Origin of the sequence: Sphingobium xenophagum NBRC 107872, from assembly GCF_000367345.1 — a bacterium.
Classification (GTDB): Bacteria; Pseudomonadota; Alphaproteobacteria; order Sphingomonadales; family Sphingomonadaceae; genus Sphingobium; species Sphingobium xenophagum.
Genome location: NZ_BARE01000012.1, coordinates 89656 through 111142, shown reverse-complemented (window position 1 = coordinate 111142; position 21487 = coordinate 89656). Strand labels below are relative to the sequence as shown.

Here is a 21487-nt window from a genome sequence, read left to right as displayed (position 1 = left end):
GTTCATCCTTTCTCATGTTCGCTATGGTGTCCGGCGATCTGCAATGCCCAGTCGCACAATCGATCGGGGGCGCTGTTCCAGATGGCCAGCCAATCCGGGGTGGCGGGAATGATGAGCGTGCTCAGTTGCAGGCGGACCATGGTGTCGCAGAAGGCGTCCCGGTTGACCCGCTGGCCGATCAGGCTGTCGAAATGGTCGAAGACGGGCGCTAGCGCACGCTGGACGGCGGCCTTGTGGCGGCCGAAATGACTGCGCAGGAAATTGAGATGGAAGGCAGGTTCGACCTCGAAAATGCCTTCGGGCGAACGCTCGATCGTAAAGCGGCCGTAAAAGCGCATCACCGCGCGAAAGCGCTCGATCGGTTCGGCGATGCCTTCCCCCGATTCCACAATGCCTTTTTCAAAGCTGCTGCAAACATATTCGCTAAAGGCCGCCAGCACTTCTTCCTTGGATGCGAAATAACGGTAGAGCGTGCCGCGCGAAACGCCGCTGCTTTCGCTGATGTCGCTCATCGACAGGCGCCGCGCGCCGATGGAGTTGATCGCGCGCAACGTGCCGTCCATGATCTTCTGGACGCTGCCGGACTGATCCGTCGCGACGATTTCACTCCAGTCGTTGTGCGGCATCAATTTCATGTTTGTGCTTCCATCTCGGCGAGGTTGTGCGGAACGCTGACATAGCCCGGCAGATGCTGGCCGCCATCCACATTGATCAGCTCGCCATTGACGAAGCGCGACATCTCGGACGCCAGGAACAGGACGACGGGGCCGATGTCCTTTTCGGGATCGCCCGCGCGTTTGAGCGGGTTGCTGGCGGTCGCCATCTCAAGGAAGCCGGGGACGTTTTGCGCCAGGTCTGCGAACACCTGCCCCATGCCGGTCGGCGCGATGGCGTTGGTGCGGATGTTGAAGCGGCCCCATTCGACCGCGGCGGTCCGGGTAAGCCCCAGGATCGCACCCTTGTTCATATTATAGTCGGCGTGGAGCCAGGCGCCGGTCTGGGCGTCGATCGAATAGAAGTTGATGATTGAACCGCCGCCGCGCGCTTTCATATGCGGGAAGGCGGCGCGCATGGCCCACCAACTGCCCCAGGTGCCGATCTCCAGCGTCCGCTGGAGCATCTCGTCCGTCTTCTGTTCGAGGAGGACGTTCGGCGAAAGCTGCGACGCATTGTTGACCAATATGTCCAGCCCGCCAAATTCGCCGACGGCGCGCTCGATCATCGCTTCTACTTCGGTCTTGACGCCCATGTCGGCGGACATGCCGACGGCGCGGACGCCGAAGCTTTGCGTGATGTCCGCGGCGACCGTTTCAGCGGCGGCGCCATCCCGGCCGGTGATCAGGAGATGCGCGCCCGCCTGTGCAAGGCAGCGGGAAATCCCGTAGCCCAGCCCCTTCGCGCCGCCCGTGACGATTGCGACCTTGTCCTTCACCAATCCCGTCACGCTGCCGCTCCTGTCATCTGCTCGCTCAGGGCACGGTCCATGTCCATGCGGTCCTGGCAATAATCTTTCGTGAAAACATAGCCGCGGATCGCTCCCTCCGCGTCGATATAATGATATTTCAGCCCGCGCTCGTCATTGGCGACTTCCTGCCATTGCCCGTCCACGCCGACAGGCGCGGGCAGCAGGACGACAGGATAGGCGGTGGTCTTGACCTGGACCGACAGCGGCGGAAAGCGGATCTCCGTCGGCGTGCCCAACGCACTGGGTGCGATGGCGCGGGCCGCCGCCATGATCGGGGTGACATAGGCCGCCAGTCCCTGCGGATATTCGGCGCAATCGCCGATGGCATAGATGGCAGGATCGCTGGTGCGGCCGGTCTGATCGACCTTGATGCCGCGCGCGACCTCCAGCCCGGCCTCCTGCGCAAGCGCGATATGTGGGCGCAACCCGACGGCGGACAGGACCGCCGCCGCCTCGATCACCAGGCCGTCGTCCAGTTCAGCCCTGATCCCCTTTTCGCCCTTGTGGATGGCCAGAACCTTGCGGCCCAGATGCCATTCCACGCCCTTTTCGGACAGGGCGTCGCGGATCATCTGACCAACCCCCGGCGGCACGAGTTGGGCGAGAGGATGGCCGAGCATGTCGACGACCACCGGCTGATAGCCGCTCGCGGAAAGGTCGTTGGCAAATTCGGTGCCGACGAGGCCACCGCCCATCACCAGCACGCGCGCGCCGTCCGGCAATCTTTCGCGAAATTCGCGATAATTGTCGAGATTGTTGACCGCAAGCGCGCGGTGCGCGGCGTCCCCGTCGATCGGCGGGCGAACCGGATCGGCGCCCAGCGCCAGCACCAGCCGATCGTAGAAGATCGGCCCGCCGGTCGTCAGGACGGCCTTGTCCTGCCGGTCGATCGCTTCAACGATACGGCCGGCCCGAAGGTCGAGCTTCAACTGCGCGACCATCTTTTCCGCCGGCGTGGTGATCAGCGTATCGGCGACCTTGCACTTGGCGAATGCGGTCGACAAAGCGGGCTTGGAGTAGAAATGCCCGTCATCCTGCGTGACCAGCGTCAGCCGGGCGTCCGGCGCGAGCTTACGAAGCTCACGCAGAACGCCATAACCGGCAAGGCCGCTGCCGACGACCACGATATGCGGGGTTCCCGTCACCTAAGCCGCTCCGGTCAAAGGAAGATGGCGAAGTTGGACATGCCCAGCGTCGACTGGTCGACGATGATTTCACGGCTGGCCAGCTTGTAAGCACCGTCGACCAGCCGCCAGATGTCGCGGCGTTCGGCGCTGATCGTCTCGTTATCCGGATTGTCCAGGCGGCTGCGCTCGACATAGAGGTAGCTCACCACCTCGTACTCGCCAGCCGTTTCGCTCTCGGCGACGCGGACATTGGTGACGAAGCGGCGCGTGCGCGATGGTGGATCTTCGGCCCAGGCGCTCTTCGCCAGGCGACCGGTCCGCATCAGGATGGAGCCGTAATTCTCGTCGAAATGCTTCATCGTGCGCACCACGTCGCGGTCCTTGTTCGGGCCGTTGCGGGTGAGGCGAAGGGGCGCGGTATAGCTCAGATCCTGCTCGAGATACGCCACCCAGTCGTCGAACCGGCGTTCGTCGAGCGCGGCGGCTTCGTCATAGAGGGTTTCGAGCAGGCGGTTATAGACTTCCGACCCGAGCGGCACCCGCTTGGTGGAGACAAGACCGCGCAGCACGCTGGTCTTGTCGATGGCGGCGGTCGCGTAGTTCACCATGATATCTGTCCTCTCTCGTCGCGACGGCTCACGCTTCGGCCATCAGATTATAATAGGCCATCCACCAAGCCCACTGCGTGTCGTCCTTGGTGAAGCCGGGATAGAGATCGCCGCCGCCGACCCAGCCTTCGGGACGCTCATGGCCGTGCAACGCCTGATATTTGAGCGTGACGGTCTTGCTCATATGACCACGCGAGTTGCGCATGATCTGCGGCCAGGTGTCGGCATCGTCCTGCTCGATCGTGCCCGATGTGCCGGTCGACCAGATGGCGTTCTGGAGCATGTCGCGCTTCACGTCTTCCGGTGCGTCCTTTTCCGCGAAGATGAAATTCACGAACTCCACCTTGTCCGGCCCCTTGGGCACATAGGTGTGCAGCGACAGGGCGCCCGACGCGCCGCCATCCGTGCGGGGGGCGAAGATGAAGGCGATCAGAATGTTCGGGAACATGCCGCCCACCTGGGGTGGGATGTTGGCCAACTGCTTGACCTGATCCTCCGACAGATTCTTGAACAGCTGCGGGATCAATTCCTTGGTGATGCCCGGCGGCGGCAGCAGGTGGAGCCGCTCCTCGGTCGACTTGCCTTCGAAGCTGACGTCGGCGAACATCTTGAAGGTCTGGGCCGCCTCCAGGCAACGCAGCGTATGGCCCTGCGGCACCGAAAGGTCGACGCCATACATGCCCGGCGCGGTGTCATAGATCGACTCGGCCGTGCCGCCCATGATGCCGCCTTCCATCAGCGAACGATGCAGGGTCAGGGTATGGAAGCCGTCCGATCCGGACTGTTCGCCGGGAATCTTCCAGTTGCACGGCAGCACGAAACGCTGCGGCGGGCCAAGCATCTCAAGGCCGTTGTCCGTACGGCAGAAAAGCTGATCAAGGTAGAATTTGGCGTCGCCCAGATAATCCTCGAACGACAGATCCTTGTTCCAGGTGGCGAAGATCAGGCCGCCATAGAGATGGACGCGGGCCTTCTTCAGTCCCAGTTCGTCCTTGGACCGCTTGTTGCCGTGCATCTGCTCCTTTTCGATCGGCGCGCCGATGAAGCTGCCGTCCGCGCGGAAGGCCCAGCCATGGTAAATGCAGCGATGGGCGTGGGCATTGCCCGCTTCGGCCGTGCAGACCTTCATGCCGCGATGGGGGCAGACGTTCAGCATGACGTGGATTTCGCCACTGCGGTCGCGCGAGACGATCACATTGTCTTCGGCCATGTCGCGCATGACATAGTCGCCGGCCTTGGGAATTTCCGACTCATGGCCAAGGAGCAGCCAGGTGCGGGCGAAAACCCGCTCCATCTCCAGCTCGTACAGCTCCTTGTCATTCATCACCCTTAGCGACACCTCGTTCATGTCGCGGTTGATGAGATCGTCAAGCGTTGTTCCGTCGCTCAGCGTCAGCCCGGCATTGTGCAGCATGTTGCTCTCCTGGAGGATTTCCTTGATTGAGTCGTGTTATACATATTGAACTAAATCTGTTCAAGGTGTAATGTTCGGCCAAGAAGGAGAGGCAGGATGAGCCAGAAACTGAAAGTGGTAATCGATAAGGCGGCATGCTGCGGTTATGGCGTGTGCGCCGAAATTTGCCCCCAAGTGTACAAGCTTGACGCCAATGGCATCGTGTATGTCGACGACGAAATCGTTCCTGAAGGACTAGAGGAGCAGGCCCGGGAAGGCGCCGAGGCCTGTCCGCAGTCCGCCCTTGCCGTCAAAGCCGCCTGAGTCGACCCGAGCATGCTCGGGTATTGGGCGCGGATGTCCTGTCAGAGGATAGGTTTTCGGGGCCCATCCGCGGATGCACGGTCTTTTGACAGGCAGAGGAGAGGATCGCTTTGATGGGGCAGGCCGAGATTTTATACACACCGTTCACGATGGGCTCGCTGCACCTGCGCAACCGGTTCGTGATGGCGCCGATGACGCGCAATTTCTCGCCGGGCGGCATCCCCTCGGACGGCGTGGCGGGCTATTATCGACGACGGGCCGAAGCCGATGTAGGCCTGATCATTACCGAAGGGGTGGGCGTGGATCATCCCGCCGCCGTGGGACGTGAAACCATGGGGGGTGGCGCTTCGCCCGTCCTGCATGGCGACGAAGCGCTCGCGCGCTGGCGCACCATCGTGGACGGCGTGCATGCGGCGGGCGGCCTCATCATCCCTCAGTTGTGGCATCAGGGCGTCATACGCGTGCCGGGCACAGGCTATCATCCCGACGCGCCCTCGGCGCGCCCCTCGGGTATTTGGGGGCCGACCGACAAGGCGATGGTCTCTCCCGACTATCTGGAACAGGTGCGCGTGCCCACCGCCCCGCTGACCGACAGCGAGATCGGCGACCTGATCGCCGCCTTCGCCCGCAGTGCGGCCAACGCGAAGGCGGTGGGTTTCGACGGCGCGGCCCTGCATGGCGCGCATGGCTATCTGATCGACAGTTTCCTGTGGCGCCATACCAATGTGCGGGAAGACCGCTGGGGCGGCGGGATCGCTGAGCGCGCGCGCTTTGCGGTCGAACTGGTGCGGGCGATCCGGGCCGTGACCGCCCCGGACTTTCCGGTCATCTTCCGCTTTTCCCAGTGGAAGCTCCAGGATTATGACGCCCGAAATGCTGAGACGCCTGCGGAACTGGAAGCGATGCTCGCCCCGCTCGTCGAGGCGGGGGTGGATATTTTCGACGCCAGCACCCGCATTTTAACGGCGCCGGCCTTCGAGGGTTCCGACATGGGGCTGGCGGGTTGGATCAGGAAGCTGACTGGCAAGCCGACTATCGCGGTCGGCGGCGTGGGCCTCAGCAAGGATCTTCAATCCTCCTTCGCGCAGCCGACCGTCATGACCGACAATCTGGCGCTGGTGGCCGACAGGATGGCGCGCGGCGAATTCGACCTGATTGCGGTCGGCCGCGCCCTCCTGATGGACGCGCAATGGGTGGCGAAAATGCGCGATGGCGGCGCGGTCAATCCGTTCCGGCTGGACGCCTACGCCACGCTTGACTGATGGCAGGACGCTCCGGCACGGGCCGGGGCGTCAATGGCTGTCCGCTGCGGCATAGACCTGAATGCGCGCGATGTTGGTGCGTTCGGACTGTTGCGCAATGACGGCGACGGCTTCGGCAATGTCGCGGGGTTGCATCGGCGGGATGAAGCTGTCCCAGGACGGCTGCCCCCTGGCCTTCATATCCTCGAAAATCTCGGTGCTGGTCGTGCCCGGCGCGACGATCCCTACCTTGACGCCCGATCCGGCAAGCTCGACGCGAAGACAGTCGGTAAAGGCCTCCAGCGCGCGCTTGAGGCCGCCATAGACGCCCACGCCGGGTGCGGTGATGTTCGCCCCGATGCTGGATATGTTGATGATCTGGCCTTTGCCGGCCGCCTTCATTGTCCGCGCGAAAAGGGTGCTGGCGCGCACCACTGCCTCATAGTTGATCGCGATCATGGGGCGGAGCTGGTCGAGGTCGAATGCGTCGATCGGCGCGGCATGCAGCATACCGGCATTGTTGACCAATATGTCGGCCCGGCTGAATCGACCCAAGACGAAATCGTGCAGCCTTTGCGGCGCGTCCGGATCCGCCATATCGGCTGCGTACGCCGTGCTGCCACGGCCCAGTTCATCGGCCAGTGCGGTGAGGCGATCGGCGCGGCGTGCGACCAGCACCAGGGTTGCGCCCGCTTCAGCAAGCGCACGGGCGCTGGCCGCGCCGATGCCCGACGATGCGCCGGTGACGATGGCGATTTGCCCTTCCAGATTCTCCATGACGTGGTGTCCTCTTCCCAGATCAGACGAGACGGACGAGCCGCTTGCCGTCGTTTTCGCCGCGATAAAGACCGGCCAGCGCGGCCGGGCAGGCCTCGATCCCCTCCAATATGTCCTCGCGCCATGTGAGGCGGCCCTGCGAGATCCATGTCCGCAATTGGGCCGTCGCTTCGGCATAACGATCGAGATGGTCGAAGATGACGAAGCCCTCCATGCGGGCGCGCTTGACCAGCAGATGCCGTTCGACGCGCGGCCCCATCGGCCATGGATCCCAGCGGTCGATCGATGCCGTTCCGCACACTATGACGCGCGCGCGTTGGGCCAGATGCGGCAGAACCGAATCGCTGATCGCCCCTGCGACATTGTCGAAATAGATGTCGATGCCCTCCGGCGCGTGCTCGGCGATCGCTGCCTCCACATTCCCGGCATGATAATCGACGGCGTGGTCATAGCCATATTCCTCCACGCAGCGCCGCACCTTGGTCGGCCCGCCCGCGATTCCGATCGTGCGGCAACCCAGGATGCGGGCGATCTGGCCGACGGCCGAACCGACGGCGCCGGCCGCCGTCGATACCGCGATGGTCTCGCCCGCGCGGGGCTGGCCGACGAGTGTGAGCGCGAGATAGGCCGTCATGCCGTTGATGCCCAGAATGCCGAGCGATGCCCGCATCTCGGCCGCGGTGGTGCGCTGCACGACCTGATCGGCTGCGACGCAGGCATAGTCCTGCCAGCCGAACCAGCCGGATACATGCTCACCGACAGTATAGTCGGGATGTGCGGAGGCCACGACCTCGCCCGAGGCGAGGCTGCGCATGACCGACCCGATGGCGACGGGCGCGGCGTAATTGCCTGCATCGGCGATCCAGCCGCGCATGGCGGGTTCGATCGAGAGATAATGATTGCGCACCAGGATCTGGCCCGGCGCGGGCTGTTGGATCGGCGCATGCCCGATCGCGAAATTTTCGGCCTGCGCGATTCCCGCCGGACGCGACGTCAGCAGAACCTGACGGTTGAGTTCAGTCATCCAGCCCTGCCTTGACCATGGTGAATTTCCGACGGGAAATCTTCCAGCCGTCCGATGTGCGGACCAGGCAATCGTCATAATAGCCGGCCGCGCGATGGGTGACGCCGCCTTGGGCCGCCTCCGGCAGGATTGCGTCGACATAGCTGCGCGCGTGCACCTGGTCGTCGCGCTTCTCTATCACGATATTGGTGATGCGGTGCAGCGTCGGCCCCATGTGGCGGTGCGCTTCGGCCATATATTCGGCGATTTCGCGCGGCCCGCGCCAATGTCCGAAGCTGCCGTAATCGGTCTCGCAATCCTGGGCGAAGCAGGTCCGGAAAAGCGGCCAGTCCCGCGTGTCGATGCCGGTGGCGTAACGCAGCAGCACATGTTTGATCGCGCGTTCATCGTCGGCGCCGACGGGCAAGCGTCTCACCAGACTGCCATGTGCAGACATGTTTTTCTCCCCTTGTTTCTCGAAGAAACATAAATCCCCCTTGGCCAATCTTGCCCGCCAAAGGATAGGATTGGGCGGCATCTACCCGCGACTCGTCGCGTTTGCTTGGCTGGTGCCGGGGCGCCCGTTTCTCGCTCCCCGCTATGGCTTAGGCAGGGCATAGGCGATCAACGCGTCGCTCGCACCTGACAGCATGGCGCCGTGTCCGCCCGCTGCGATGACCACGAACTGTCGCCCGCTGGCATTTGACCAGTAGGTGGTGGGGGAGGCGTTGCCACCCGCCGGCAAGCGCGCCTTCCACAGCAGCCGCCCGGTGGTGGTTTCATAGGCGCGGAACATATGCTCCTGGGTCGCGCCGATGAAGGTGAGGCCGCTCGCGGTCGCGACCGATCCGCCGATATTGGGCACGCCCATGGGGATGGGCACGAAGGTCGGCAGGGCCAGCGGGCCACTGTCGCGCGAGGTGCCGAACAGTCGGCTCCACACCAGCTTCCCTGTTTTCAGGTCGACCGCGTTGATGCGGCCATAGGGGGGCTGCTGGCACGGAATGGCGAGCGGCGAGAGGAACGGCGCGATATGGGCGGCATAGGCGACGCCCATCTGGGCGACGGGGCCGCCGACATCGCTCATATGGGCGGCGGTCATCGGCCTGATGCCCTGCCGGTCCGCAACGGCGCGAGGGATCAGGCGGTTATAATTGCCGACCTGATTGTTGTTGACGATCATCAGGCCGCGCCCGGGATCGACCGATACGCCTCCCCAGTCGATGCCGCCCAGATAGCCGGGCCAGGTGAGGGTTGGATGTTCGGTCGACAGCGGGGTCATGTCCCCGTCGAAACGGGCCTGGCGGAAGCGGATGCGGCACATCGCCTGGTCGATCGGCGTCAGGCCCCACATTCCCTTTTCCGTAGGGCGCGGACCGCCGAAACTGGGCATGCCAACCGAATAGGGCTGGGTTTTGGAAAGGCGTTCGCCCGGAACGGCGCCCTGCGGGACGGGGCGTTCCTCCACCGGCAGAATGGGCTTGCCAGTCGCCCGGTCGAGGAAGAAAATTTCTCCACGCTTGGTCGGCTGGAGCAGGCCGCGCACGCCGCCGGGCAGGTCGACCAGCGTGGGCTGGGCGGGCACGTCATAGTCCCACAGGTCATGATGGGTCGTCTGGAAGGACCAGCGCACCGACCCGTTCTCCGCATCGAGCGCCAGCACGGCGCTGGAATAGCGATCGTCGTTCGCGGTCCGATGTCCGCCGAAATAATCCGGCGTAGCGTTTCCTGTCGGCACATAGACGAGGCCCAGCCTGTCGTCCGAACTCATCGGCGCCCAGCTATTGGGGGTGCCCGGCGTAAAGACGCCGCCGGGCGGCGGCAGGCCGTGATCGTCGGGCCGACCGATGTCGAAGGCCCAGGAAAATTTACCCGTGACGGCATCGAACGCCCGGATCACGCCGGAAGGCTCCCTGATTTTCTGACCGTCCATCACCCAGCCGCCCAGAACCAGGCGGCCGCGAACGAGGGTGGGGGGCGAGGTCACGAAATAATAGCCCTTGTCGACCGTGCCCAGTCCCGCTTTCAGATCGACCTGGCCGCTCTTACCGAAGCTGGGGCATAGCCCGCCGGAGGCGGCGTCGAGCGCGATCAGCCGCGCGTCGAGCGTCGCGGTGTAGATGCGTTCAGCGCAATAGCCATGGGCTTGCGGGACGCGGTAATAGGTGACGCCGCGGCAGACGAGACCATAGACGCCGGCGAGATCGGTCTTGGGTTGGTGCCGCCATAATTGCCGGCCCGTTTCGGGATCGAGCGCGATCACATCATTATTGCCCGCGCACAGGAAAAGGCGGTTGCCCACCTTCAGGGGGTTGACCTGAAAGGCAGTGCCCTGCTTGCCGTCTGTCAGCTTGCCGGTGTGGTAGGTCCATGCCCTTTCGAGATTGCCGACATTCGCGGGCGTGATCTGGGCCAATGGCGAGTAGCGCGACCCGCCCCGGTCGTTGCCATAGGCGACCCAGTCGCCGTCGGCCGGGCTTGCCGGTCCCGCTCCCCAGCGCGCGCTGGCAGCTGGGGACGAACGATCCGCCCAGAAAGCGCTGCCGATCCCACCCATGAAGAGCAGGAGAAGAGCCGGCCACAGGACGCGGCCGCCGGGCAGGGGGCGGCCAAGACCGACATGCTGCCGATAAAAGGGCGTGAGCATGTACAGGCCCATGGCGACGGGCATGGCCAAGCGAGGCGCCAGCGCCCAGCCGTCCAGTCCGACTTCCCAGAGCGACCAACCCAGATTGGCGACGAGAAAGGCCCAATAGAGGGTGATCGAGAGCGGCGAACGGCGCCAGCCGAGAAACGCGGTGACCGTCATGACGAGGCCGGACACGCAATACCAGATCGACCCGCCGAGCAGCGCGAGCTGGCCGCCCAGCCAGAGCAGCGACAGACCTGCGAGTAGCAGAAGCAGAACGAACAGCATGTTCAGAAAGCGGCGCATCGAGCTCCCCCTCGAAATCCGGAAAGGCGTGGCAGGAATTCAGGCGGGCAATTGGGCCGCCAGCCAGTCCGGCACATTCATCCGATAGCATTTCTGTTCGTAGAGGCGGCTGATCTTCCAGCCCTGCGCGGTGCGGACGAAGTCGTGATGATACCAAAGGCCGAAGACTAAAGTATCGGTCGTTTCGCCATTGCTGACCGTCATCGGATTGTAGCAGGCGGTTTTGGTCTGCGCCCGGTCGCCCGCGATTTGATATTGGGTGGTGGACACAGCATGTTGAAAGGCGAGAATTGGCGTCAGACTTGCCGAGAGAAATGCCTTGATGTCCGCAAGGCTTCCGACGACGCCCACCATTTCGGAATAGTCGATCACCGCGTCATCGGTAAAATAGCGGTCCAGCGTGTCCCAGTCGCGCGTATCCACCGCATAGCAATAGCCTACGATCAGGTCCTGAATTTCGAACCGGTCCGACATCTCCTGCAGGGTCAGTGTCATGGCCTCTCCTCCGTCTCACGTCATTCTATAGAATCGCTGCTTGCACAGGGGAGGAGGTTCGCCGCCTTCCATTAGGTAGGTGCCGAGTGCGGTGGCTAAGGGGAAGAAACCACAGCCCTCGGGATCGATCCCGCGGACCGTTTTTTGATCAAGGAGACTATTATGGGCCTCGCCCCCTTCACGGAAGCCGATTTCGTCCTGTCCAAGGAGAAGCGGGCAGACATCACAGCCGGGCTGACCGAGCGGCAGGCGTTCATGGTCAATCACTGGATGGACCTGCATGAGGTCATCAATCGCGGCGATTGGGATGGAATGGACGCATTTTTCAATACCGACACGATGACCTACGACAACCCGAACCGACCCGACCTTGGCACCTATCATGTGTGGAAGACCTCGCCGCAGGGTCTCTACAAGACCTTCCCGCCCAGCATCTATCGCACGCTGAAGGCGTGGGGACGCGGCGAGGACGAGATCTGCGTGCTGTGCCATCATCATGGCAAGCATACCGGCGGCCCCTATATGGGCGTCCAGCCCACCGGGAACGACCTCAACGTCCTGTGGTTCTCGTGGCTGCGTTTCCGGGGCGACAAGATCGATCACATCTATTCGATCTCCGACGTGCTGACGATGCTGAAGGATCTGGAAGTCATCGACGTTCCCCAGCCCGTCGACCCCTATAAGTGATCGACAGGCCGAACCGGCGCGGCGAGGGCGCGCCGGTTCGGCAAAGGAGGACGTCGGTGTTTGGCATGCAAGGATGAGCAAGGGCATGAAGCGCTCGGTCGAACTGAAGATCGATGTCAGCGAGGCGGCAGCCCTGGGCATGACCGCCCATGTGGCGATCACGGTTCATCTTCCGGATATGACGGCACTGGCCAATCCCACGACCGTCTGCTTCGCTTTCCCCGGCGGTGGCTATTGCCGGCGCTATTACAGCTTCGACATGCCGGATGGATCGGGCGGCGGGGAGGCGGGTTTCCATTGCGATCGCGGGTGGATTTTCATCGCCTGCGATCATCTGGGATTTGGCGAGTCCACTATCCCGGAAGGCAATGCCCTCAATCTCGATAATGTGGCGGCGGCCAATGACGCGATGGTGCGCCAGGTCATGGCCCGGCTGGAAGCGGGCACGCTCGTCGATGGACTGGACCCGATCGTCGACGCCACATGCCTTGGCATCGGCCAGTCGATGGGCGGATGCTTCACGGTTGTCGCGCAGGGCAATCACCAGACATTCCACGGCATCGGCGTGCTGGGCTATAGCGGCGTCCATACTGTCGTGCCGACCCGGCCGGGCCAGCCGCCGGCCTCGTGGCCGTGGATTTCGCGCCGTTCATCGCTCGATGCGCCGCATGTCCTGAACGCGGCCGCGCTGGCGCAAGCGCCGGGCGTGAAGCTGGGCGACGCCGAAGCGCTCCAGGCGGCGGCAAGGGCAGGCGAGCATCCCTTCCAATGGTCCTTCCATCATAATGATGAGCCTGCGGACATCGTCACGCTCGACATGATGGCGTCCGCCGGGCTGGTCGATCCGTTGCCCGAATGGCGTTCGGCGACCACGCCGCCTTGTGGCGTCTACATGGTCGCGCCGGGCGCGGTGGCGCTCGAAGCAGCGGTCGTACGCGTCCCCGTGCTGATCGCGATGGGCGAGCGCGACGTTGTCCCCGATCCCTTGGGCGAACCCCGGGCCTATAAGAGCGCGGAAGACATCCAGCTCTTCATATGCCCCCAAATGGCGCACATGCATAATTTCGCACCGACCCGCGTCCGCTTCTGGGAGCGCATTCACAATTGGGGCGATGGCGTCGCGGCGCAGCGGCGGCTGGGTTGAGCGCGGCCGCCGATATCAGAGGCTGAAGCCGCCATCGACGATCAGGGTCTGGCCAGTGATATATTGCGCCTTGGCCGAAGCCAGGAAGGCTACGGCCTCGGCAATATCCTCGCCGCTGCCGAAGCGTTGCAGGGCAATGCGTTTGCGCTGCGTTTCCCAGATTTCCGGCGAATAGAGCGACGTGAGGAACTCTGCGCCAAGCCCGGCGTCGATGATTCCCGGAGCGACCATGTTCGCCCTGATGCCGTAGCGGCCTTCCTCCTTGGCGATGGCGCGGCCCAGCGCTTCCATTCCGGCCTTGGGCACGGAGGACAGGGCGTCGCCGGGGGGAAAGCAGTAGTTTGCGACCGACACGACGGTGACGAAATTGCCGAAGCCCTGGGCGCGGAAATAGGGCAGGGTGGCGGACACGATACGGGTGAAGCCGACCAGTTCGATCTCGATGACTTCACGCCATTGCTCCTCGCTGATCTGGCTGACGAAGGGCTGGGCTATGTCGACCCCGCTGGCGAAGACCATCGTGCCGATGGCGCCGAATTGCTCGACCGTTTCGCGGATGCCGGTCTCTATCGAGGCGCGATCGGAAAGATCGCAGGCGACAGGCAGCGTCTCGCATGAACTGTTGGGCAGGGAAGCCGCAACCGCCGAGGCCTTTTCATGGCTGGACCGATAGCCGATGGCGAGCTGATTCCATTCGGTCGACAGGCGTCGGCAGATCGCGCTGCCAAGGCCGCCGGTTCCGCCGACGACGAATGCCGCGCCTTTCGTCATAACGGCAGATGACGTGCGAGGTGGTGGAGCAGGCGATCGGCAAAGGTGTCATTGCGGTCGCCGGTGAACATATGGCCAACGCCGTGGGCGATCTCAACCTCCAGTTGCGGGGCGAGCGCCCGAAATTGCCGGACGCTTTCATCCGACACGATCTCGCTCAGCTCTGCTTTCACAAGCACGAGAGGCGATTGCGCGCGGCGCGCTGCGGCGATGAGCGCTTCCCCTTCCGACGGGGGATGCAGAAATTCCGGCGCGGTCGTGCGGGGATCCCAGTGCCAGAACAGCCTCCCATCCGTTTTGCGCATCGATTTGGCCAGGCCCGACACGTCAAGCAGGCGGGGCTGCCCGAGATGGGCGTGGAGGGCGTCGGCAGCTTCCTCCAGCGACGCGAAACCGGAGTCGCTGGCGCGGAAAAAGCCACGAATGTCATCAACGCCGTTATCCACCATATAGGGCGCGACGTCGGCGAGCATGATAAGGCGCACCAGATCGGAACGGCGCGACCCGCCGACCAGCGCGGATTGACCGCCGCGCGAGGCTCCCACCAGCGCGATCGGCCTGTCGAATGCCTGGATGATGGACTCGACATCGCGACCATAGGCTTCCAGCAGATAGTCGCCGTCGGCGGCCCATCCGCTGTCGCCATGGCCGCGCAGATCGAAAGTCAGCCCGTAATAGCCCGCCTGCGCCACCCGCCTGGCAGACCCGGCCCAGGATCGGCGGCTCTGGCCGCCGCCATGGAAGAAGCAGACGGGCGGGGAGGCTGGATCGCCATAGGCGTCCGCAACCATCTCCAGCCCGTCACCCGGCACGCTAATCCGCATGGGCGCAGTGATGCCGGAAGCCTGCATTTATTCGGCGGCGACCGGCGGGACCATTTCCGCGAAGGACGGGTGCTCGCCCGGCCCCTTATAGGCGAATTTGCCGGGCGCATGATGCCACTTGCCATCGTTACGGCTCTCATAGGGCGAGGCGACTTCGATCAGCGCGCCGTGCGTGCTCTTGTGGCCGACCCAGCTCCATTTCTGCCAGGTCATGTCCGGATCGTTGAAGGTCTGACCGCCACCGGGCAGGTGCAGCCCTTCGGCCCGCAGCTTTTCCATCGCGCCCGGCACATCGTCGGTCGCGTAGCAGAGGTGATGGACATGCTCTCCCACCTTCTCAAGGCGATCGCCCATGGGGGTGCCAGGGGCTGGTTGAATGAACTGGATTTCCGTGCCGCCATTGTTGACGAAGGTTGCCCACTTCATGCCGGCGTCGTCGCCGCTGGAAAATTCGTCATATTTGACGATACGCTCTTCCAGCGATGCAGGATCAAGGACACGCAGAATCCGAGTCCAATCCTCGATAGCCTTGTCCAGATCGCGTACGACCATGCACACATGGGCAAAAGGTCCGCTCGGCATTGATATTCTCCTCTGATCTTTTAGATTTCAACCGTCGCCGTGCCGGAATTGACCGTGCCGCGGCCATCGACATCCAGCGAGAATTCGCAGGTCACGATATTGCCTTCGATCATGGTGATCCTGCCCGTCACCACCGCACGGTCCCCGCCATAGACATTGTCCAGAAAGCGTGAATCCATCGTCTTGATCCGTCCGCCGGGAAAGGCGCGCATGAGCATGTTCATCATATATGCAACGTTGACTGGGCCCTGGTTGATGACCCGGTCGCCCAGCCCTTTCGCCTTCACCACCTCGACATCGAGATGGATGGGATTGGGGTCAGCCAGGAAAACCGCCCACTGCTTCATAGCTTCCGGGCTGACGCTCTCGATCGTGAAAGGCGGCAGCGCGTCTCCGATGGCATGGCTCATGCGGCGAACTCCTTGCGGGGCAATACCCACACATTGTCTGTTTCCAGCACCTGCATTCCGTCGAGCAGGTGCAGGCGCAGACGGTAGGTCAGCACGTCCATGACGCCCAGCTTACGACTGCGTTTGCGGACCAGGCTGAGTATCTCGCCCGTTACCTTGTAGCTTTCGCCGACTCTCAGCGGTGCGTCCAACCGTACGCCGCTGCTGCCCATCATCGGGCCATCCTCGACATCGAATTCACATGCTTCGCAGACGCCCGCCACCGTCTTGCCCATCGCGACCTGGGTGGCGATATAATAATAGATGGGATGAGCGCTGCCGTCGGCGGCTGGTTCGACGCCGGTCGACCGGCACAGGGCGGCATTCTCTTCCGCCGTGATGGTGAAGACCTTGTCGCCATCGAGCGATGTGCCGGCGGCGTCGGGGGCAGGGGGGAGATCGTCAAGATCGCTCATGGTCTGTCCTTAGAAAGAACGCGGCAGGCCGAGGCTCTCGGCAATTGTGTTGCGCACCATTTCGTTGCTGATCGGCGTCATCCGCAGGATGCGATGGTCGCGCCAGTAACGCTGCATGTCGGTTTCCGCCGAATAGCCCATGCCCCCCAATATCTGGATGCCAAGGTCTGCGGCTTTCACGGCATTTTCCGTGGCGACCATCTTGAGCATATTGGCCTCGGTTCCGCACTTCATGCCGTTGCTCTGCATCCAAGCGACATTGTAAAGCAACAGCTCGGTCAGCTTCTGCGAGGTCGCAATGTCCGCGACATAATGCTGCAAAATCTGGAAGCGGCCGATAATGCCGCCGAACGCCTTGCGTTGCAGCATATATTCCAGCGCGTCTTCCAGCACCCCGTCGATCGCGCCCAGACATTGGGCGCCCACCATGATCCGCTCATTATTGAGCGTGGGCAACATCGCATACCAGGCCTGTCCAGGCTCACCCAGTACGTCCTCGTCGGGAACGAAGACATCCTCATAGTGAACCTCGCACGATCCCATGGCGCGCATGCCCAGCTTGGGCAGGAGCGAGGCGGTGATCCCGGGCGATTTGGCATCGACGAAGAACATTGTGAGGCCATGATGCTTCTTTTCGGCGTTTTTATCGGTGCGGGCGAGGACGAGCAGCCTGTCGGCCGCCTTTGCCCCCGTGGTCCACATCTTGGCGCCGTTCAGCTTCCAACCGCCGTCGACCTTTTCGGCATGGGTCTTCATCGCGCCCAGAACGTCGGTGCCGCCGTCGGGTTCGGTCATCGACAGCGAGACGCGCAGCTTGCCCTGCGCCATGGGGCGCAGCCAGCGATTCTTCTGCTCCTCCGTGCCGACCGCGCCGATCGTCTTCGCCCCGCCGAAGGAGGTCAGGCCCCAGACCCATAGCAGGCCGCCGGCCGTCCGCGCGAATTCGCGGGCGAAGATCATTTGCATCATGACGTCGCCGCCCAGGCCGTCATATTCCTCGGGAATCCCGATGCCGAAAAATCCCTGCTCGGCGATCTTGTCCCACAGCGCATAGGGATAATTTTCTTCGTCGGCTTCCAGCGCGCGCATCCAGTCCTTGGGCGCTTCCGCATCGACCCAGCGGCGGACAATGTCCCTGAACGCCTGCTGTTCCTCGGTGAGTGAAAAATCCATCGTCGTTCCCGTTAGTGGTACTGCGATTAAGCGCCCGACAGGTTCATTGCGAACCTATCCAACTATAGGGCAGGCCGTCGGCAGAAACTGAACAATTGGTCCACCATCATCCCCAACTGGTCGGGGATGGGCGCGTTTTCGATCGGGTCGCCTTCGCCGCCGATGGTGTTGATGGCGATGCCCAGCGGCGTCGGCCATCCCCGCAGCGCGTGGGTGATCACCCGCAGTTGCTGGAGCGTGGCGACCGCGGCCTGCCAGCCGGCCGCGGTCGCCACGCAGCCGACGGGAAGACCATCGAAATAGCAACGCTCGTCGCGGCTCATATCCTCGACATAATCGAGCGCATTCTTCACGAAGCCAGAGATCGCACCATGATAGCCTGGTGAGCCGATGATCACGGCATCCGCCGACCGCAGGATGTCGACATAGTGTCGTGCCGCATCCGGACGATCCGGATTTTCGGGCGCGTAAGACGGGAAGTCGATGTCCGCTCCTGCAAGCAGCGTCGTGCGTGCGCCGCGTTCCTCCGCGATGGCGAGCGCCTTGCGAAGCGCCCGCTCGGTGGAGGAATAGGCGCGCATTGTGCCGCCAACGGCGACGAAATGAAGTTGGGTCATATCAGATCGACAATCCTCCCTCGACAGGGATGACCGATCCGGTGACATAGGCGCCCGCCCGCGAGGCGAGATAGATGGCTGCGCCCGCCAGATCCTCTGGCGTACCGACGCGGCCGCGGGGCACCATCGATTCCACCATCGTGCGCATCTCGCTGGAGGTAATGACGGTCATCTCCGATTCGAAGAATCCGGGTGCGATGACGTTGACGGTGATGTTGTCGCGGCCCAGCCGCTTGGCGAGGCCTTTCGCCATCCAGTGGATGGCGCTCTTCGAAGCCTGATAGGCGTAATTTTCCTTGGGGCCGACCTTGAGCGCGCCGACCGACCCGATGTTGATGATCGATGCAGGGCGCTCCGCCGTGCCGCCTGCGCGAAGCAGGGGCAGGAATTTTCGAAGCGTGAAGAAAGGAGCCTTCAGGTTCAGGTCGATCACCGGATCCCATTCATCCTCGCCATAATCGTCGATGGGCGCGTCGGCCATGGTCCCGGCGTTGTTCACCAGGACATGCACGGCCTGTTCTTGGGTGGACACCGCCGCGACCAGAGCCTCGATCCCAGCAAGTGTCGAAAGATCTGCGACCAGGCCGGTACAGCGGCCGCCAGTCGTAGCGGAAATTTCCGCCGCGGCCGCCGTCACCTTGGCCTGCGTCCGGGCACAGATATAGACTGTGGCGCCCGCCGCAGCCAGGCCGGTCGCGATATGGCGGCCGATGCCGGTCGACCCGCCGGTAACGACGGCGACGCGGTCCTGTACCGAGAACAGCTCGGCGGCATTCATGCCGGAGCTCCCGCGCCGGAAATCTTCAGAATGAGGTCGGTCGTTCCCTCCGGATCGCCCACCAGCAGGGCGTGATCGCCCGGATGGTCATGGATGGTCCAGCCCAGTTCGCGCGCCCGGTCGTGCATCGCCGTCATCACCGTGACGGCCGCCGCGATATAGTCGACGGGCCGGTCGATCGCCTCGGCGCCAACGGGAATGACGCAGGCGGTCGCCTTCATCGGCTGGTCCGACAAATTGTCGAGCAGCCATTTCTCCCGCGCCGGGTCCATGAGATGGGGATGCTCCTTGGCCGCCGCCCGCTGCATTTCATGCACGCCCGATCCTACCGGGCCTTCGCCTGCTTCGAGCATCGCATCCAGCGCGGCGAGCTGGTCTTCCGGGACATAGCCCATGAGGGATCCGATCCGTTCCCCCGACCGGGGCACGATGGCGTCAAGATAGATTATGGATGCGATGCGGTCGCCCACCTCCGCGATCACGCCGGGCGCGACCGTGCCCGCATAGCTGTGCGCGACCAGCACGACGTCGCGCAGATCCTCATATTTGAAGACATTCACGATATCGCGCACATGAGTCGCATTGCCCACATCGCGGCCGATCAGATGCTCGCGCTCGCCAAAGCCGGTGAAGGTCGGCGTGTAGACCTTGTGGCCCCCGGCCTCCAGAATTTCACGGACATATTTCCATGTCCAGCCGCCCATGCCGCCGCCGTGAAGAAGTACGAATGTGGTCATGACGATCAGGCCTCCGCCGGTTCAGTGTTCTGGATGAATTCGGGGAATGGATCGGGTCCCCACAGGAACATGCTGTCCTCTGGCGCATGGTTGGCGGCCGGCCAGTCGACGTCATGCGGGATGAAGTCAATATCGGCCGAATATTCGCTGAAACTGCCCCAAGGATCGCGCACATAATAGAAATAATTGGCGCCCAATACGTGCTGGCCCACGCCCCAGTTGGGGCCATAGCCGGCCCGGGCCATGGTCGCGCCGCCCAGGCCCACTTCCATCACCGACCCGACGTCCCAGCTATTGTGATGCATGCCCCGCCGATCGGACAGGACGAGGGCCAGCAGGTGATGATCGCTGCCATGGGGGCCGTGCAGGAAGGCGACGGCCGGCTCGCTCTTGTCGGACAGGCGCAGGCCGAGCGTCTTCTCATAGAAGTCGATCGCGGCATTCACGTCGGTCGCGAAGATGGCGAAATGCGAAAGGCGGCGGGGGTGAACCTTGGGCGCTTTGCTGTTAGGGATCGCGCCGGATTGGCCCGGCGCCGCGCTGACGAAAGTGAAATGGCTCTTTTCCGATGGCGTCGCCTTGTCTGCGACGCGGACGTTGATCGGCAGGCCATCGAAGCCTGCGAACCAGATGCCGTCGGCTTCCGCGCCTTCGGGCGGATCGATCCGTGTGACGCCGCAGCCGTCGAGATGAGCGGCAAAGGCGTCCGCTTCGTCCGGATAGATGCCGAAGCTCAGATAGCGCAGCCGCTTGGCGTCGCCGCCCTGGCTCAGCACGGCCCAGCGATGCGGATTGCCGAACGCATATAATTCCAGCGTGTCATCCCGCTCGCGGACGTCAAGTCCGAAGAGCGTGTAGAATGTCCGCGCGGCTTCCAGATCGGGCACTTCGACCGCGAAATGATCGATGGAATGGACGCCCAAACTATTGGCGCGGCGTCCCGACGGGCTGTTCTGGTTCATCCTTCGCTCCTTGGCTGGCCGGGCGCCGACAGGACGGCGCCGGCCTTTCGATCATGCTGCCTTGATGGGGTTCACCAACAGGCCGATCTTTTCGATTTCCACTTCGCACACATCGCCATCCTTCATGAACAGCGGAGGCTTGCGGGCAAGGCCGATGCCCGACGGGGTTCCCATGACCAGAACGTCGCCCGCTTCCAGCGTGAAGCAGGTGGACAGGAGGGCGACCGTGTCGACGACATCGAACACCATGTCGGATGTGTTCGCGCTCTGCACTACCTGGCCGTTGAGGCGGGTTTCGATCTTGAGCCCGGCGCCGCCCGCAGGCAGCTCGTCGGCCGTTACCAGCCAGGGACCGAAGGCGCCGGTATCGTCGAAATTCTTGCCGACCGTCCACTGCGGCGTCTTGAGCTGATAGTCGCGGATCGAACCGTCGTTGAACACCGAATAGGCGACGATATGCGACAGCGCGTCGTCCTTGCTGATATCCTTGCCGCCCTTGCCGACGACCGCGACCATTTCCGCCTCATAATCGAGTTGATCGGAACAGGGCGGTTTGATGATCGGTGCGCCATGGCCGATCAGGCTCGAATTGAAACGGCCGAATACCGTCGGGAATTCGGGCACGGTGAATCCGCCTTCGGCCGCGTGATCCTTGTAGTTGAGACCCAGGCAAAGGATCTTGGGCGCCTTGACGAGGGGCGGCAGGAAAGTGAGGTCTTCAACCTGAACTTCCTCGCCCTCTGCGCTGACTTTCGCGCCGGCATCCGTCAGGGCGCTGCCGCCGCTGGCGATCAGCGCATCCAGATCATAGAGTGCAGCGTCGCCGAACAGCGCCTTGACGCCCGCGCCCGTGTCCACTGCCAGACCGACCGCGCCGTTCTGTGTCACCTTGGCCAACCGCATATGCAAACCTCCTGAGAATCTGTCCAACCCACCGAACCGCAGGCATGGAATTGAATGAAATATATTTCAAGCTATA

Annotated in this window: 25 protein-coding genes; 4 read left to right on the top strand and 21 right to left on the bottom strand. The window is 63.2% G+C overall.

The window, feature by feature from the left end:
• Positions 1 to 2 precede the first annotated feature (2 nt).
• From SX1_RS07315 to SX1_RS07295, 5 genes are read right to left on the bottom strand one after another with little or no spacing between them, the layout of a single operon-like run.
• Positions 3 to 635: a TetR/AcrR family transcriptional regulator gene (locus SX1_RS07315; RefSeq protein WP_019052448.1), complete on the bottom strand. Its 633-nt coding sequence runs from the start codon at positions 633 to 635 to the stop codon at positions 3 to 5.
• Positions 632 to 1444, bottom strand: coding sequence for an SDR family NAD(P)-dependent oxidoreductase (locus SX1_RS07310; RefSeq protein ID WP_017183016.1), 813 nt, complete (start codon positions 1442 to 1444; stop codon positions 632 to 634). Before SX1_RS07310 ends, SX1_RS07315 begins: the two co-directional genes overlap by 4 nt.
• Complete coding sequence (locus SX1_RS07305) at positions 1441 to 2610, bottom strand: NAD(P)/FAD-dependent oxidoreductase (RefSeq protein ID WP_019052447.1); 1170 nt, start codon at positions 2608 to 2610, stop codon at positions 1441 to 1443. Before SX1_RS07305 ends, SX1_RS07310 begins: the two co-directional genes overlap by 4 nt.
• A 14-nt stretch (positions 2611 to 2624) precedes the next feature.
• On the bottom strand, positions 2625 to 3200 hold the full coding sequence (locus SX1_RS07300; RefSeq protein ID WP_017180899.1) for an aromatic-ring-hydroxylating dioxygenase subunit beta: 576 nt from the start codon (positions 3198 to 3200) through the stop codon (positions 2625 to 2627).
• Between the two features lie 28 nt (positions 3201 to 3228).
• A complete protein-coding gene (locus SX1_RS07295; RefSeq protein WP_017180900.1) occupies positions 3229 to 4614 on the bottom strand; it encodes an aromatic ring-hydroxylating dioxygenase subunit alpha in 1386 nt (461 codons plus the stop codon).
• A 96-nt stretch (positions 4615 to 4710) separates the two neighbouring features.
• Between SX1_RS07295 and SX1_RS07290 the strand changes: the two genes are divergently transcribed.
• Complete coding sequence (locus SX1_RS07290; RefSeq protein ID WP_019052446.1) at positions 4711 to 4917, top strand: ferredoxin; 207 nt, start codon at positions 4711 to 4713, stop codon at positions 4915 to 4917.
• Positions 4918 to 5030: 113 nt separating this feature from the next.
• Positions 5031 to 6179 carry an NADH:flavin oxidoreductase gene (locus SX1_RS07285; protein ID WP_081609932.1) on the top strand — a complete coding sequence of 383 codons (1149 nt, stop codon included), beginning with the start codon at positions 5031 to 5033 and terminating at the stop codon, positions 6177 to 6179.
• Between the two features lie 30 nt (positions 6180 to 6209).
• Here SX1_RS07285 and SX1_RS07280 read toward each other — a convergent pair whose 3' ends face one another.
• The 5 genes from SX1_RS07280 to SX1_RS07260 form a co-directional block, all read right to left on the bottom strand.
• The gene (locus SX1_RS07280) at positions 6210 to 6935 is read right to left on the bottom strand and encodes an SDR family oxidoreductase (RefSeq protein ID WP_017180903.1); all 726 of its coding nucleotides are present in this window, start codon (positions 6933 to 6935) and stop codon (positions 6210 to 6212) included.
• Positions 6936 to 6957: 22 nt separating this feature from the next.
• On the bottom strand, positions 6958 to 7959 hold the full coding sequence (locus SX1_RS07275) for an NADP-dependent oxidoreductase (protein WP_017180904.1): 1002 nt from the start codon (positions 7957 to 7959) through the stop codon (positions 6958 to 6960).
• A complete protein-coding gene (locus SX1_RS07270) occupies positions 7952 to 8395 on the bottom strand; it encodes a nuclear transport factor 2 family protein (RefSeq protein ID WP_174302225.1) in 444 nt (147 codons plus the stop codon). Before SX1_RS07270 ends, SX1_RS07275 begins: the two co-directional genes overlap by 8 nt.
• Positions 8396 to 8536: 141 nt before the next feature.
• Entirely contained in the window at positions 8537 to 10873 is a 2337-nt protein-coding gene (locus tag SX1_RS07265) for a membrane-bound PQQ-dependent dehydrogenase, glucose/quinate/shikimate family (RefSeq protein ID WP_017180906.1), read from the bottom strand.
• A 39-nt stretch (positions 10874 to 10912) separates the two neighbouring features.
• Complete coding sequence (locus SX1_RS07260; protein ID WP_017180907.1) at positions 10913 to 11368, bottom strand: nuclear transport factor 2 family protein; 456 nt, start codon at positions 11366 to 11368, stop codon at positions 10913 to 10915.
• Between the two features lie 162 nt (positions 11369 to 11530).
• Here SX1_RS07260 and SX1_RS07255 point away from each other — a divergent pair, with 162 nt between their 5' ends.
• Together SX1_RS07255 and SX1_RS07250 are read left to right on the top strand one after the other, a co-directional pair.
• On the top strand, positions 11531 to 12055 hold the full coding sequence (locus SX1_RS07255; RefSeq protein WP_017180908.1) for an ester cyclase: 525 nt from the start codon (positions 11531 to 11533) through the stop codon (positions 12053 to 12055).
• A gap of 85 nt (positions 12056 to 12140) precedes the next feature.
• Complete coding sequence (locus SX1_RS07250; RefSeq protein ID WP_241763551.1) at positions 12141 to 13199, top strand: alpha/beta fold hydrolase; 1059 nt, start codon at positions 12141 to 12143, stop codon at positions 13197 to 13199.
• Between the two features lie 15 nt (positions 13200 to 13214).
• On the opposite strand, the gene SX1_RS07245 is transcribed toward SX1_RS07250, so the two are convergent.
• The 11 genes from SX1_RS07245 to SX1_RS07195 all read right to left on the bottom strand — a co-directional run bounded on the left by SX1_RS07245 (position 13215) and on the right by SX1_RS07195 (position 21411).
• Positions 13215 to 13970 (bottom strand): SDR family NAD(P)-dependent oxidoreductase, encoded by a 756-nt coding sequence (locus SX1_RS07245; RefSeq protein ID WP_019052444.1) that lies wholly within the window; start codon positions 13968 to 13970, stop codon positions 13215 to 13217.
• Entirely contained in the window at positions 13967 to 14821 is an 855-nt protein-coding gene (locus SX1_RS07240; RefSeq protein ID WP_019052443.1) for an alpha/beta fold hydrolase, read from the bottom strand. The genes SX1_RS07245 and SX1_RS07240 overlap by 4 nt, the downstream gene beginning before the upstream one ends.
• The gene (locus SX1_RS07235) at positions 14822 to 15376 is read right to left on the bottom strand and encodes a VOC family protein (RefSeq protein WP_255209715.1); all 555 of its coding nucleotides are present in this window, start codon (positions 15374 to 15376) and stop codon (positions 14822 to 14824) included.
• A 20-nt stretch (positions 15377 to 15396) separates the two neighbouring features.
• Positions 15397 to 15786, bottom strand: a complete 390-nt coding sequence (locus SX1_RS07230; protein ID WP_019052441.1) for a MaoC family dehydratase — start codon at positions 15784 to 15786, stop codon at positions 15397 to 15399.
• The gene (locus SX1_RS07225) at positions 15783 to 16241 is read right to left on the bottom strand and encodes a hypothetical protein (protein WP_019052440.1); all 459 of its coding nucleotides are present in this window, start codon (positions 16239 to 16241) and stop codon (positions 15783 to 15785) included. Before SX1_RS07225 ends, SX1_RS07230 begins: the two co-directional genes overlap by 4 nt.
• 9 nt (positions 16242 to 16250) lie before the next feature.
• A complete protein-coding gene (locus SX1_RS07220; RefSeq protein WP_019052439.1) occupies positions 16251 to 17414 on the bottom strand; it encodes an acyl-CoA dehydrogenase family protein in 1164 nt (387 codons plus the stop codon).
• A gap of 62 nt (positions 17415 to 17476) precedes the next feature.
• Positions 17477 to 18031 carry an NADPH-dependent FMN reductase gene (locus SX1_RS07215; protein WP_019052438.1) on the bottom strand — a complete coding sequence of 185 codons (555 nt, stop codon included), beginning with the start codon at positions 18029 to 18031 and terminating at the stop codon, positions 17477 to 17479.
• A 1-nt stretch (position 18032) separates the two neighbouring features.
• Positions 18033 to 18809, bottom strand: a complete 777-nt coding sequence (locus SX1_RS07210) for an SDR family oxidoreductase (RefSeq protein ID WP_017180917.1) — start codon at positions 18807 to 18809, stop codon at positions 18033 to 18035.
• Entirely contained in the window at positions 18806 to 19546 is a 741-nt protein-coding gene (locus SX1_RS07205) for an alpha/beta fold hydrolase (RefSeq protein ID WP_026002031.1), read from the bottom strand. Before SX1_RS07205 ends, SX1_RS07210 begins: the two co-directional genes overlap by 4 nt.
• 5 nt (positions 19547 to 19551) lie before the next feature.
• Positions 19552 to 20508 carry a VOC family protein gene (locus SX1_RS07200; RefSeq protein ID WP_017180919.1) on the bottom strand — a complete coding sequence of 319 codons (957 nt, stop codon included), beginning with the start codon at positions 20506 to 20508 and terminating at the stop codon, positions 19552 to 19554.
• A gap of 51 nt (positions 20509 to 20559) precedes the next feature.
• A complete protein-coding gene (locus SX1_RS07195) occupies positions 20560 to 21411 on the bottom strand; it encodes a fumarylacetoacetate hydrolase family protein (protein WP_017180920.1) in 852 nt (283 codons plus the stop codon).
• Between the last annotated feature and the right edge of the window lie 76 nt (positions 21412 to 21487).